We start from the raw sequence: 12,827 nt of genomic DNA, 5'->3' as shown, positions 1-12,827 counted from the left end.
ATGTCGCACGTACTCTCACTCCTCGTCGAGGACAAGCCGGGTCTGCTCACGCGCGTCGCTGGCCTGTTCGCCCGCCGAGGATTCAACATCGAGTCGCTCGCCGTGGGCAAGAGCGAGATCGAGGGCCTCTCCCGCATCACCGTCGTGGTGGATGTCGAGCAGCTGCCCCTGGAGCAGGTCACGAAGCAGCTCAACAAGCTCGTCAACGTGATCAAGATCGTCGAGCTCGACCCGGCCTCGGCCGTTCAGCGCGAGCACCTGCTGATCAAGGTCAAGGTGGACAACGCGACCCGCTCGCAGATCCTCGAGGCCGTGAACCTCTTCCGCGCCCGCGTCGTGGATGTCGCGACCGACGCCCTCGTGATCGAGGCCACCGGCGACTCCGGCAAGATCCAGGCGCTGCTGCGCATCCTCGAGCCCTACGGCATCAAGGAGATCGCGCAGTCGGGTCTGCTGGCCATCGGCCGCGGGTCGAAGTCGATCACCGAGCGCGTTTTCAAAAGCTAGATCCTCGGTCGCTGAGGCACTCGAAGCGACTGAACACATGACCCCACGGGCCCTTCGAGAGCCTCAGGGACCGAACTCAAGAAAAGGAAATCCCATGACCGAACTCTTCTACGACAAGGACGCCGACCTGTCCATCATCCAGGGCAAGAAGGTCGCCATCGTCGGCTACGGCTCGCAGGGTCACGCCCACGCGCAGAACCTCCGCGACTCCGGTGTCGAGGTCGCCATCGCGCTCAAGGCCGGCTCGCCGTCCGCCCCCAAGGCCGAGGAGCAGGGCTTCGATGTCAAGTCCGTTGCCGACGCGACCGAGTGGGCCGACCTCATCATGATCCTCGCGCCGGACCAGTACCAGCGCACGATCTTCAGCGAGTCCATCAAGGACAAACTGACCCCCGGCAAGACGCTCGCCTTCGCCCACGGTTTCAACATCCGCTTCGGTTACATCGAGGCGCCCGAGGGTGTCGACGTGATCCTCGTCGCGCCGAAGGCGCCGGGTCACACGGTGCGTCGCGAGTTCGTCGCCGGCCGTGGCATCCCGGACATCATCGCCGTCGAGAAGGATGCCTCTGGCTCCGCTTGGGACACCGCGCTCTCGTACGCGAAGGCCATCGGTGGCACCCGTGCCGGCGTCATCAAGACGACCTTCACCGAGGAGACCGAGACCGACCTGTTCGGTGAGCAGGCAGTGCTCTGCGGTGGAACCTCGCAGCTCGTGCAGTACGGCTTCGAGACCCTCGTCGAGGCTGGCTACCAGCCCGAGATCGCCTACTTCGAGGTGCTCCACGAGCTCAAGCTCATCGTCGACCTCATGTGGGAGGGTGGCATCGCCAAGCAGCGTTGGAGTGTCTCCGACACCGCTGAGTACGGCGACTACGTCTCCGGCCCGCGCGTGATCGACCCCCGCGTCAAGGAGAACATGAAGGCTGTGCTCGGCGACATCCAGTCGGGTGCCTTCGCCAAGCGCTTCATCGACGACCAGGATGCCGGTGCCCCCGAGTTCAAGCAGCTGCGTGCCAAGGGCGAGCAGCACCCGATCGAGTCGACCGGTCGCGAGCTGCGTGCGCTCTTCGCCTGGAAGCAGCAGGACGAGGACTACGTCGACGGCAGCGCTGCGCGCTGACATCGCCGCAGTCCTGGCGGACGCTGTGTTTGTTGGCGCGTGAGCAGGCTCACGCGCGCGGACGGTAGCGCTGCGCGCTAGTTTCAGCCAGACACTCGGGGACCTCCGCTTGCGGGGGTCCCCGACGGCGTTAAGGTGGCCCCCTTAGGGGAGGTGGGCGAAGTCTCGACCTGTACCCCAGAACTGGGGTAGTCAGCCCGTGCGAAGCTGGCAAAAAGCTGGGAGCAACGCCGATAGTGTGGACAGAACGTGTCTCGCAGGCATCCGCAGATGGGTCTGTTGGCACCACATCACAAAGGGGAAACATCGCGATGAAGTCCGTCGTCAAGGCCGCCACGGCCGTAGGTATTGCAGGAATCATGGCCGTCGCAGCAGCTGCTCCGGCCCAGGCCGATCCGTGGGATGGCGGCGACGTCACTTTCGGTCTCGGCGAGTGGGACTACGAGAATTCTGACGTCGCGATGGACGATGTCTATCTCATCACCGGTCCCGACTCCTCGGAGTACACCGATATCTGGGATGGCATGGGCTACACCTACATCGACTCGGAGGACGCCAACCTCGACTTCGCCGGCGTCGCCTGTGAGCCCGAGGACAGCGTCGACGTAACCGTGGAGGAGGCCACTGGAGATCTCCTCTACACCTGTACGGCAGAGGGAACCGGCTTCGCCGAGGCCGGTCTCGTCGTTACCTCCGAGATCCGCGTGTACTCGACGAGCGACCTCGTTCGCGTGGCCACCACCATTACCAACGTGAGCGGTGCAGATATCGTGATCGACGGCGTTGGGTTCTACACCGACTTCGGAAGCTCCGGCGAGATCTGGGGCTACCAGGGCCAGGATGACGCGATCCTCCCCGTACCCGCGGCAGAGGACTCGACCAGCACCGACGCGCTGATCGCCGCTGGATCGCAGTGGGCTGTGCACTACAACGAGTACGACGCCCCCGGCGGTGTCGCTTGGGGCGCCGCTGGTGCAGAGGCCCCGGCATCCCTCGAGAGCATCAGTGGCGACGAGTACTCCGCACTGGTGAGCTCGTTCACGATTCCCGCCGGTGAGTCGCGCGCGGTCGCCTACTTCGCGCTGTGGAACCCCGCGCTGCTCATCGAGCTCGGCTACACCAACGAGACCGACAGCGGTCAGGTTGAGGCTGCCGACGCTCTCGTTCCCGCGATGGCCGAGTTCGACACCTTCGCTGGTCGCCTCACGGTCGGCCTCGAGGGAGTCTCGGTGGTCAACTGGGGCCCTGTGGCACCGGCACCCGCCCCGGTTCCGGTCCCCGAGCCTGAGGCACCAAAGCTCGCTGCCACGGGCTCAGAGAGCTCCGCCGGCACCGTCGGTGTCGCCGGCCTGCTCGTGTTGCTCGGTGCTGCTGCGCTCGCTGTCAGCCTCCGTCGCCGGAACGCGACGCGCTAGTCGCTCTGACCATCCGGTCCTAGACACATCCTCGGGGACCTCCGCGTGCGGGGGTCCCCGAGTGCGTTAAAAGGGGGCGACGGACTCGATCGTTCACCGCGGACCGAGGGCAGAATGTGCGTATGAAGGGCACCGGCGTCGTCTACTTCTGAGTGGAGCCCGCCACTCTGTGCCTATACTGAAGTTTCTACATGTCACGTTCCGCGATGCTGGGGTCATGGTCGCAGGATCTACTACGACTACTACGGAGACATATCGCCATGTCACTTCACCTCCGCCACATCTCTGGTGCCTCAGCCGCTCTCATCGTCGGGGCGATAGTCGCCGTCGGCGTGGCGGGCCCCGCATCGGCCGACACGATCACTGCCTACGATTCGATTCCCTCGTCGTACAGCGGGGCCGAGACGAGCCTTGGTTTCGGTGTGACCAGTACCGCAGAGTTGGGCCAGCACGTTGAACTCGCTGGTAGCTCTCGAACCGTCGAGACGGTATCTGTCGGCTTCACCAGTTGGGCGTGCGAGTCCGGGATCTGGAACGACGGCTGCCAGTCCACGGCCGGGGGCTCATTCGACCTCCCCATTACGCTCAATGTCCACGCCGCGCTTCCTGACTCGGATGTCGATGGCACGCTGCCAGGCGAGTTGCTCGCAACTGTGACCAAGGTCGTCGCTGTGCCCTTCCGTCCGTCGGCCGACCCGGTGGCGTGTGAGGGTTCCGCCGGGTGGTTCTTCGACACGGCAGCCGGGGAGTGCGTGCCGGGGGTGTTCTTCGTCGAGTCCTTTGATCTGTCATCCCTCGATGTCGTGTTGCCCGACAGCGTCATCGTGTCGGTGGCCTTCGACGCCGAGGCAGATCCGGGTCACTCGGACGCTCTCAACGTCAGCCTCCAGACGGATGGCCCGACCGTCGGGACTGAGCCCGACCCCGACAACCTGTTCTGGAACACGACCAACGCGAGCTACTACACGGACGGGGGAGCTGGCGGTGTTGGCATCCTGCGCAGCGACAGCGGCTGGGGTGAGAGTGGGCTCATGGTGATCGCGATCGACGTGACCGCGCCCGTCGTTCCTGCACCGGCTACTCCGGCAGCACCCGTCCTCGCTGCCACCGGGTCCGACGTTCTGGGCAGTGTCGGTATCGCAGCGGCACTCCTGCTGCTCGGTGCCGCAGCGATCGGCATGGGCCTGCGTCGACGCGCCGGAGCCGAGCACCACTAGGCAGCGCCCGCCCGATCTGCGGGGTTAGCTCGCGCGTCGCGCCTACGGGCGCTCGAGCACCACGAGGGGGATCTCGCGCGAGGTCTTCCTCTGGTAGCCGCCGTAGTGGGGGTGGCGCTCGACGATGCGCTCCCACGCTTCGGCGCGCTCGCCCCCCTCGAGAACGCGGGCTCGACGCGGCTCAGGTTGTCCGCCCTGTTGTGCGACCAGTACGTTCGGCTCCGCTTCGAGGTTGAGGAGCCATGCGGGGTGCGCGTCGTCACCGCCGCGGGATGCCACCACGACCTCGTTCCCGTGGATCCGAAGTGGGCTCGTGAGCATGCTCGTGCGGGGCTCGCCGCTACGTCTACCGGTCGTGGTCAGCTCGACCACGGGCATCCCGCGCAGGTTCCACCCGGCTCGGCCGCCAGTGACGGCAATCATCGCTCGGTGGATGGCGTTCATCGCCTTCATGGAGAACGTACTGGGCATGAGTTGAGGCTACCGCGAGTGCGAACGAGACGCAGTCGCGGCTAGTATCTAGCACATGAGTCGCAAACGCGGTAAATCATGACGAATTTCACCGTGCGTGAAGCTGCCGCGCTTCTCGCCGTGAGCGATGACACCGTGCGCCGATGGGCGGACTCCGGGCGACTCACGCTGAACCAGCGTGAGCATGGCGCTGCCGTGATCGAGGGTGCCCAGGTTGCGGCTCTCGCCCAGGAGCTCGCGGCGGATTCCGCTCTTGCCTCCGCGTTTCCGCAGACACGGGCATCCGCCCGCAATCGCATCACGGGGGTCGTCACGAAGGTGACCAAGGACGGCATCATGGCCCAGGTCGAGCTGCAGGCCGGCCCGTTCAGGATCGTGTCGCTCATGAGCCGTGAGGCCGCCGACGAGTTGGGCCTCGAGCCGGGGTCGCTCGCGACGGCGAGCGTGAAGGCCACGAACGTGGTGGTGGAGCTCCCGTGACCACGTCGCGTCTGGCTCCGGCTGTGCTTGCCGCGGCCACGTCGATCATTCTCGCCGGGTGCGCGACGAGCGCGCCTGCGCCCTCGGGAGATGCCCTCTCGGGCACCGTGACCGTTTTCGCCGCGGCATCCCTCACCGACTCCTTCGACGAGATCGCAACCGCCTTTGAGGCCGAGCACCCGGATGTCACGGTCGTACTGAACTACGGAGGCAGTTCCGGTCTCGCCACCCAGATCGTGGAGGGTGCGCCGGTCGACGTCTTCGCTGCCGCGAGTGGAACCACGATGGCGACGGTCGCCGACGAGGGGCTCATCGACGACCCCACGCCGTTCGTGACCAACACCCTCGAGATCGCGGTGCCGGCGGGCAACCCCGGCGACATCACCGGGCTCGCGGACTTCGCGGACCCCAGCCTGTCCATCGCGGTGTGCGCCGCGGAGGTGCCCTGCGGTGCCGCCGCCGACTCCGTGTTCGGCGCGGCGGGCATCACGCCCGCCGTCGACACCTACGAACAGGACGTCAAGGCGGTGCTGACCAAGGTGACACTGGGCGAGGTGGATGCCGGGCTCGTCTACCGCACTGACGTGCTCGCCGCGGGGGCCACTGTCGAGGGCATCGAGTTCCCGGAGGCGGTGGATGCCGTCAGCAGCTACCCGATCGGAGTTCTCCTCGCGGCCCCCAACCCTGCGGCTGCGGCCGCGTTCGTCGAGTTCGTGCTCGGGCCAGAGGGCACGAGCATCCTGACCGATGACGGCTTCGGCGCCCCGTAGGCGCGGGCGGGGATTCCTCGCCCCCGCCCTATGGATTCCTGCGGCCGTCGGGATTGCCCTGCTCGGATTGCCTCTCGCTGCACTCGTGGTGCGAGCGCCGTGGGCCGAGCTGCCCGAGCTGCTGTCGCGCACCGAGGTGCTGCAGGCACTCGGGCTCTCGCTCGGAACGGGTGTGCTCTCGACCCTCATCGCACTCGTGCTGGGCATCCCGCTCGCGCTCGTGCTCGCCCGGAGTGCTCAGTGGCCCGCCGTTCCGCGACGCCTGCTGCGCGCCCTCGTGACCGTGCCGCTCGTGCTCCCGCCCGTGGTCGGCGGTGTTGCGCTGCTCCTCCTGCTCGGCCGACGCGGGCTCATCGGGCGGTGGCTCGATGTGTGGTTCGGCATCACGATCCCCTTCACAACGGCTGCCGTCGTGATCGCGCAGGTGTTTGTGGCGATGCCGTTCCTGGTGCTCGCTGTCGAAGGTGCTGTGCGGGCATCCGACCGTCGTTTCGAGGTTGTCGCCGCGACGCTGGGTGCGTCACGGTGGACGGTATTCCGCAGGGTGACGCTGCCACTCGTCGCGCCCGGCGTCGCGGCGGGGGCACTGCTCTGCTTCACGCGGGCGCTCGGGGAATTCGGCGCGACGATCACGTTCGCCGGCAGCTTTCCCGGCGTCACCCAGACGCTGCCGATCGCCACCTACCTGCAGTTGCAGACCGACCCGAATTCCGCGATCGCGCTCTCCCTCCTCTTGATGGCGGTGAGCGTGATCGTGCTCGTGAGCCTGCGTGACCGTTGGGTTCCGGGGGTGACGGCGTGAGCCTCGAGGCCGCCCTCGACGTGACGCGTGGATCGTTCACTCTCTCCCTGTCGTTCACGGTGGAACCCGGCGCGACCCTGTGTGTGCTCGGGCCGAACGGGGCGGGAAAGTCGACGGTGCTCGGGGCGATCGCGGGCACCGTGGCCGCATCGGGTTCCGTGACGGTCGGTGGCCGTGAGCTGCTCGGGATGCCCGTGGAGGAGCGGCGGGTCGGCTACCTGTTCCAGGAGTACCTGTTGTTCCCGCACCTCACCGTGCTCGAGAACGTGGCATTCGGGCCGCGGGTCCAGGGCGTTCCCCGCGCGGTCGCACGGGATCGCGGCCTCGAGTGGCTCGCGCGCCTCGGCATCCGGGAGTTCGCGGATCGCCGGCCGTCGCAGCTCTCGGGCGGCCAGGCCCAGCGGGTGGCGCTTGCTCGCGCTTTAGCGGGGGATCCCGAGGTGCTGCTGCTCGACGAGCCGCTCGCCGCCCTTGATGTCGAGGTTCGCGATGACGTGCGCACCGAGCTCGCGCGGTACCTCGCCGATTGGGGTGGCGTGGCGATCGTGGTCACCCACGATGTCGCGGACGTCCGGGCCCTCGCGAGCGACGTCATCGTGCTCGAGGGTGGGAGTGCGACCCAGCGCGGCACCGTCGACGAGCTGGCGCGGCATCCCGCGACCCCCTACATCACCCGGCTTTTGGGAGCCGCTGAGGCGACGCAATAGGGTGGGCCAATGGATGCCCTGCAGCCCGGTCACGGGCCGATTCGCTCCGCGACCTACCTCCCGGCGGAGCCAACCGACGTGATCTGGGGGCAGCTGCCCTGCGAGACGGATGACCCGGTCCTGACGATCGACCCGGGAACCGAGGTCACGATCGACACGATCAGCCACGAGGGGATCCTCGAGGACCAGGGACGCAACCCCGTCGAGTTCTTCGGGAGCTTCGGGGTACCGCGCGAACTCGTGCTGGACGATGCGGTGGCGCTCGCGGCATCCGACCGCTCCCGCGGGGAGTTCGGCCCGCACGTCGTGACCGGGCCCATCCGCGTGCGCGGAGCGCGGCCGGGTGACCTGCTCAGGATGACCGTCGTCGAGACGGTGCAACGAGTGCCGTATGGCGTGGTCTCGAACCGCCACGGGCGCGGGGCGCTCTCCGGTCACTACCCCGTCGACGGCGAGACGGTGAGCGTCTTCGCGGGCGTCGACGCGGAGGGACGCGGCACCTTCCCCCGCAGGCTCGGGGCCGAGCACAGCGTGCGGTTCCCGCTCGCGCCCTTTCTCGGCATCATGGGTGTCGCCGTCCCGGGGGAGAACCGCGCGCACTCGGTGCCACCCGGTCGTCACGGGGGAAACATCGACATCAACCTTCTGACCGAGGGCGCCTCGCTCTACCTTCCCGTGCAGGTGGACGGCGCGCTCGCCTACGTCGGGGACCCGCACTTCGCCCAGGGCGACGGGGAGGTCGCGCTCACCGCGATGGAGGCCTCGCTGCGTGCGACCATCCGGTTCGAGGTGGTCGCCCACGAGGATGCGCTGCGCGAGTTCGGCGCGCTCGCCGGCCCCCTTGCTGAGACGAGCGAGTACCTCATCCCCACGGGACTCGACGAGGACCTCGACGTCGCGGTGCAGGATTGCGTGCGCGCGGCGATCGCGCTCCTCCAGGCCCGCTTCGGGATGGACGCCGAACACGCGTATGCGTACCTCAGCGCCGCGACGGACTTCAACATCAGCCAGGTCGTCGACCTCGTCAAGGGCGTGCACGCCCGAATCAGGGTGGCCGACTTTGACTGAGCACACCGCGTTCCCTGAGGCGACCCCGTTCCCTGAGGCTCTCGAAGGGGCCTTCTGGGAGTACGAGCGCGCCCTCATGGCCAACGACCTGCCAGCGCTCGATCGGCTCTTCGCGCCGGGGCCCGATACCCTGCGCGGGGATGCGTCGGGCATCCTCGTCGGGCACGACGCGATCAGCGAGTTCCGCCAGGGCAGAGGTGGGGCGCCAGCCCGTGACATCCTGCACGTCGAGGTTCGGCAGGTCACGGATGACGCGGCCCTCGTGATCGCCATCACCGCGCCACGCACCGGGGGCCGCGGGCAGCAGTCGCAGCTCTGGCGACGGATCGACGGGGAGTGGAGGGTCACGGAGGCTCACGTCTCGCTGCCGGCCCCCGCGATCGACCCTCGCGTGTGGCGAGTGATCGGCAGCCCGCTCGTCGCGGGGTCGACCGACGGGCCTCTCGTGGGGGAGACCATCGCGGTCAAGGACCTCTTCGCGATCGAGGGCCAGCGGATCGGGGCGGGCAACCCCACCTGGCTCGCCGACGCTCCCGTGGAGAACGCGACCGCACCTGCCGTGCAGCACCTCCTCGACGAGGGCGCGAGCGTCACGGGCATCGCCCAGACGGACGAGTTCGCCTACTCGATCGCTGGCCAGAACGCGCACTACGGTACCCCGCCCAATCCCGCAGTGATCGGGGGACTGCCGGGTGGTTCGTCGAGCGGGCCGGCCTCCGCTGTCGCGCTCGGGCAGGCGAGTATCGGACTCGGCACCGACACGGGTGGCTCGATCCGAGTGCCCGCCTCCTACCAGGGACTGTGGGGTCTCCGCACAACGCACGGTGCCGTGCCGGTCGACGGTCTGCTCCCGCTCTCGCCCACATTCGACACCGTGGGGTGGCTCACGCGTACCTCCGCCGCGCTCAAGGGAGCGGCCGGTGCCAGCCTGCGTTCGCACGCGCCGGCCGGCTCGCACGTCGTCGCTCCTGCGCTGCTCGAGTACGCGCAGCCTGATGTGCGGGCGGCCTTCCTCGATGCTGTTGGCGACGACCTCGACACCGTCGACCTCGGTGACATCGACGAGCTGCTCGCCATCTTCCGCACGGTGCAGGCCGCCGAGGCGTGGGAGTCCGACGGGGCGTGGGTTGCCGAGCATCCCGAGGCCCTGGGGGCGGATGTCGCGGGGCGCTTCGCCGCCGCAGCCCTCGTCACCCCCGAGCAGGAGGCCGCGGCGCGCGCCGATCTCGTGCACGCCCGGGCGCGGCTCGAGGAGGCGCTGGGGGAGCGGGTGCTGTTACTGCCCTCCGCGTCATCCGCCGCCCCGAGCGCGCTCGCCGACCCCGCGGAGATCGAGGCAACACGCCAGGGGACGATGCGCCTCACGTGCATCGCGGGCATCACCGGACGACCCGCGCTGAGCGTGCCGGTGCTGTCGGTTCCGCAGCCGGGAGCACTTCTGCCGGCGCCCGTTGGCCTGTGCCTGGTCGGTCCGCAGAACAGCGAGATCGCCCTCATCGCCATGGGTGAGCTGCTGCACACACGCCTCCTCTGACCCCGTTCCATTTCACTCTTTTCCGGAGGGCTGTTTTCCACACCCCTGGAAAGTCGCGGTGCTCGGTGTGGGCGGTGTGACTAGCACCCACAAGCTCCGGAGAAGAGTGAAACGGCGAATGTTGATCCCAGTAACATTCCCGTAGCACGCGGAGAATACGATGGGGCACATGCCAGCCGAGCCCATCAACCCGCCGCCGCGCCTGCTCATGGGCCCCGGCCCGATCAACGCCGATCCGCGCGTGCTTCGGGCGATGTCGGCGCAGCTCGTGGGGCAGTACGACCCGGCGATGACGGCGTACATGAACGAGACGATGGAGCTCTACCGCGGTGTCTTCCGCACCAGCAACGAGGCGACCCTCCTGGTGGATGGCACGAGCCGAGCCGGCATCGAGGCCGCCCTGGTCTCACTCCTCGAACCGGGCGACATCGTGCTCGTGCCGATCTTCGGGCGCTTCGGTCACCTCCTGCGCGAGATCGCGGAACGAGCCCAGGCCGATGTACGTGTCATCGAACGCGAGTGGGGAACGGTCTTCACGCCGGGCGAGATCGAGGCTGCCATCATCGAGCACAAGCCCAAGGTGCTCGCGGTCGTACACGGTGACACCTCCACCACGGTCGCCCAGCCGCTCGACGAGCTCGGCGCGATCTGCCAGCGCCACGGTGTTCTCCTGTACTCCGACACGACGGCGTCCCTCGCCGGCAACACCTTCGAGACCGACGAGTGGGGGCTCGATGTCGTGACCGCTGGCCTGCAGAAGTGCCTCGGCGGTCCGTCGGGCAGTGCGCCCATCACGATGTCGCCGGCTGCCGTGGAGGTCATCAACTCCCGCAAGTCGATCGAGGCGGGCATCCGTTCGGAGGGGGACGCTGTGAGCGCGCACCCCATCCGCAGCAACTACTTCGACCTCAGTCAGATCCTCGACTACTGGGGACCCAAGCGGCTCAACCACCACACCGAGGCCACGAGCATGCTCTACGGAGCGCGCGAATGCGCTCGGCTCCTTGTCAAGGAGGGGATCCCCAACGCGGTCGAGCGGCACCGCCTCCACGGTGGGGCGATGGTCGCGGGGCTCGACGCTATGGGCTTCCGCCTGTTCGGCGACCAGTCCGTGCGCATGAACAACGTGGTCGGCGTGTACATCCCCGACGGCATCGACGGCGATGCTGCGCGTGCTGCCATGCTGAACGACTTCGGCATCGAGATCGGCACGTCGTTCGGTCCGCTGCACGGCAAGGTGTGGCGTATCGGCGTGATGGGCTACAACACGCGCAGGGATGCGGTGCTCACGACTCTCGCGACGCTCGAGCAGGTGCTTCGCGCCGGCGGCGTGCCGATCACGGCGGGCAGTGGCGTCGGGGCTGCGGTGGACTTCTATGGGTGATGCCCAGCGCATTATGGATCGCAGTAACGAGCTCGCTGCGATCTCCGCCGACCCGGACCACCTCGTGCGAGTGCATCTCTCGAAGGAGCACAAGGCGGCCAACGAACTCGTCGCCTCGTGGATGGAGGAGGCTGGCCTGTCGACCTGGCAGGATGCCGCGGGCAACCAGTGCGGTCGGCTCGAGGGTCGCGAACCCGGCCTCCCCGCGCTTCTGCTCGGGTCTCACATCGACACCGTGCCCGACGCAGGACGTTACGACGGGATGCTCGGTGTGCTGCTCGCGATCGAGGTCGCGCGCCGGCTGCGCGATCGGGCGGCCGAGCTGCCGTTCGCCCTGGAACTCGTGGCGTTCAGCGACGAGGAGGGAACCCGCTTCGGCAATGCCCTCATGGGCAGCCGCGCGCTCTCCGGCCAGTGGGACGACGACTGGTGGAACCTCCGTGACGAGGAGGGTATCTCGCTCGCGGAAGCCTTCGTGGACTTCGGGCTGGACCCCGCGCGGCTTCCGGGGGCCTTCAGAAGGCCGGAGCAGTTCGTCGGATACCTGGAAGCGCATATTGAACAGGGGCCGTGGCTTGAGGACGCAGGCAAGGCACTCGGGGTCGTGACATCCATCGCCGGGGCTCGGAGGTTTGAGCTGACGATGGTGGGCAAGGCCGGGCACGCTGGCGGCTCGCCGTACGACCGGCGACGCGATGCGCTCGTCGGCGCCAGCGAGCTCGTCGTGGAGATCGAGCGCATCTCGAAGGAGCGGCGCGTGATCGGCACCGTCGGCAAGATGGAGGTGTTTCCGGGGGGTGTGAACGTCATCCCGGGGCGGGTCGAGTTCAGCCTCGACCTGCGCGCGGAGTTCGACGAGGACAGGGATGACGCGCTCCGCCTGATCTGGGACGCCGCGCGCGAGATCGCCGCACGCCGACGGCTGGAGTTCCACCACGAGGAGCTCTACCGCGCCGACGCGACGGTGTGCGACCTCGACCTGCGCGCGGCGGTGGAGGCGGGCATCCGTGCCACCGGCGACGAGGAGCCCATGTCGATGTGGAGCCGCGCCGGACACGACGGGATGGCTGTGGCCGCGGTGGCGCCGATCGCGATGCTCTTCATCCGCTGCAAGGGCGGCGTGAGCCACCACCCGGACGAGTCGGTCACGAAGGCGGACGTGGCGGCAGCCCTCGACGCCTACGAGGCAACGGTGCTGGCCCTGGCTGCGGGTAGTTCCGCCCCCGCGTAGGTTCATTTCACTCTTTTCCGGAGGGTCGGTTTCCCACGCCGCGGTTCTTCGCGGAAGTTGATGTGGCGCGTGTGACCCGAGGCCGAAGGCTCCGGAGAAACGCGTGATCACTCCGGCGAGG

The 12,827-nt window shown here is 68.1% G+C and carries 13 protein-coding genes; 12 read left to right on the top strand and 1 reads right to left on the bottom strand.

Annotated features, from left to right (window positions below):
• The 4 genes from ilvN (at position 1) to HDC94_RS13115 (ending at position 4,259) form a co-directional block, all read left to right on the top strand.
• Positions 1-507 carry an acetolactate synthase small subunit gene (gene ilvN / locus HDC94_RS13130; RefSeq protein WP_179498274.1) on the top strand — a complete coding sequence of 169 codons (507 nt, stop codon included), beginning with the start codon at positions 1-3 and terminating at the stop codon, positions 505-507.
• Positions 508-601: 94 nt separating this feature from the next.
• Complete coding sequence (gene ilvC, locus HDC94_RS13125) at positions 602-1,627, top strand: ketol-acid reductoisomerase (RefSeq protein WP_179498267.1); 1,026 nt, start codon at positions 602-604, stop codon at positions 1,625-1,627.
• A 311-nt stretch (positions 1,628-1,938) separates the two neighbouring features.
• Positions 1,939-3,042: an LPXTG cell wall anchor domain-containing protein gene (locus HDC94_RS13120; protein WP_179498265.1), complete on the top strand. Its 1,104-nt coding sequence runs from the start codon at positions 1,939-1,941 to the stop codon at positions 3,040-3,042.
• Positions 3,043-3,302: 260 nt separating this feature from the next.
• Complete coding sequence (locus HDC94_RS13115; RefSeq protein ID WP_179498263.1) at positions 3,303-4,259, top strand: hypothetical protein; 957 nt, start codon at positions 3,303-3,305, stop codon at positions 4,257-4,259.
• 42 nt (positions 4,260-4,301) lie between these two features.
• On the opposite strand, the gene HDC94_RS13110 is transcribed toward HDC94_RS13115, so the two are convergent.
• Positions 4,302-4,730, bottom strand: a complete 429-nt coding sequence (locus tag HDC94_RS13110) for a nitroreductase/quinone reductase family protein (protein ID WP_179498261.1) — start codon at positions 4,728-4,730, stop codon at positions 4,302-4,304.
• A gap of 78 nt (positions 4,731-4,808) precedes the next feature.
• Here HDC94_RS13110 and HDC94_RS13105 point away from each other — a divergent pair, with 78 nt between their 5' ends.
• The 8 genes from HDC94_RS13105 (at position 4,809) to HDC94_RS13070 (ending at position 12,706) form a co-directional block, all read left to right on the top strand.
• On the top strand, positions 4,809-5,210 hold the full coding sequence (locus tag HDC94_RS13105) for a molybdopterin-binding protein (protein WP_179498259.1): 402 nt from the start codon (positions 4,809-4,811) through the stop codon (positions 5,208-5,210).
• Positions 5,207-5,980: a molybdate ABC transporter substrate-binding protein gene (gene modA / locus HDC94_RS13100; RefSeq protein WP_308495729.1), complete on the top strand. Its 774-nt coding sequence runs from the start codon at positions 5,207-5,209 to the stop codon at positions 5,978-5,980. Before HDC94_RS13105 ends, modA begins: the two co-directional genes overlap by 4 nt.
• The gene (locus HDC94_RS13095) at positions 5,958-6,782 is read left to right on the top strand and encodes an ABC transporter permease (protein WP_179498257.1); all 825 of its coding nucleotides are present in this window, start codon (positions 5,958-5,960) and stop codon (positions 6,780-6,782) included. Before modA ends, HDC94_RS13095 begins: the two co-directional genes overlap by 23 nt.
• Entirely contained in the window at positions 6,779-7,489 is a 711-nt protein-coding gene (locus HDC94_RS13090) for a sulfate/molybdate ABC transporter ATP-binding protein (protein ID WP_179498255.1), read from the top strand. Before HDC94_RS13095 ends, HDC94_RS13090 begins: the two co-directional genes overlap by 4 nt.
• 9 nt (positions 7,490-7,498) lie before the next feature.
• On the top strand, positions 7,499-8,557 hold the full coding sequence (locus HDC94_RS13085) for an acetamidase/formamidase family protein (RefSeq protein ID WP_179498253.1): 1,059 nt from the start codon (positions 7,499-7,501) through the stop codon (positions 8,555-8,557).
• Positions 8,550-10,091, top strand: coding sequence for an AtzH-like domain-containing protein (locus HDC94_RS13080; RefSeq protein ID WP_257021666.1), 1,542 nt, complete (start codon positions 8,550-8,552; stop codon positions 10,089-10,091). The genes HDC94_RS13085 and HDC94_RS13080 overlap by 8 nt, the downstream gene beginning before the upstream one ends.
• A gap of 160 nt (positions 10,092-10,251) precedes the next feature.
• A complete protein-coding gene (locus tag HDC94_RS13075; RefSeq protein ID WP_374757274.1) occupies positions 10,252-11,475 on the top strand; it encodes an alanine--glyoxylate aminotransferase family protein in 1,224 nt (407 codons plus the stop codon).
• 13 nt (positions 11,476-11,488) lie between these two features.
• Positions 11,489-12,706 (top strand): allantoate amidohydrolase, encoded by a 1,218-nt coding sequence (locus tag HDC94_RS13070; RefSeq protein ID WP_257021665.1) that lies wholly within the window; start codon positions 11,489-11,491, stop codon positions 12,704-12,706.
• Positions 12,707-12,827: the final 121 nt, after the last annotated feature.

Source organism: Leifsonia sp. AK011, assembly GCF_013410945.1.
Classification (GTDB): domain Bacteria; phylum Actinomycetota; class Actinomycetes; order Actinomycetales; family Microbacteriaceae; genus Rhodoglobus.
The sequence above is the reverse complement of the archived record's forward strand: the minus strand, read 5'-3'. Positions and strand labels throughout refer to the sequence as shown.

Coding starts and splice junctions, on each gene's coding strand:
- ilvN (WP_179498274.1), top strand. CDS start 1: ATGTCGCACGTACTCTCACTCCTCGTCGAGGACAAGCCGGGTCTGCTC.
- HDC94_RS13095 (WP_179498257.1), top strand. CDS start 5,958: ATGACGGCTTCGGCGCCCCGTAGGCGCGGGCGGGGATTCCTCGCCCCC.
- HDC94_RS13105 (WP_179498259.1), top strand. CDS start 4,809: ATGACGAATTTCACCGTGCGTGAAGCTGCCGCGCTTCTCGCCGTGAGC.
- HDC94_RS13110 (WP_179498261.1), bottom strand. CDS start 4,730: ATGCCCAGTACGTTCTCCATGAAGGCGATGAACGCCATCCACCGAGCG.
- HDC94_RS13120 (WP_179498265.1), top strand. CDS start 1,939: ATGAAGTCCGTCGTCAAGGCCGCCACGGCCGTAGGTATTGCAGGAATC.
- ilvC (WP_179498267.1), top strand. CDS start 602: ATGACCGAACTCTTCTACGACAAGGACGCCGACCTGTCCATCATCCAG.
- HDC94_RS13085 (WP_179498253.1), top strand. CDS start 7,499: ATGGATGCCCTGCAGCCCGGTCACGGGCCGATTCGCTCCGCGACCTAC.
- HDC94_RS13075 (WP_374757274.1), top strand. CDS start 10,252: ATGGGGCACATGCCAGCCGAGCCCATCAACCCGCCGCCGCGCCTGCTC.
- HDC94_RS13070 (WP_257021665.1), top strand. CDS start 11,489: ATGGATCGCAGTAACGAGCTCGCTGCGATCTCCGCCGACCCGGACCAC.
- HDC94_RS13115 (WP_179498263.1), top strand. CDS start 3,303: ATGTCACTTCACCTCCGCCACATCTCTGGTGCCTCAGCCGCTCTCATC.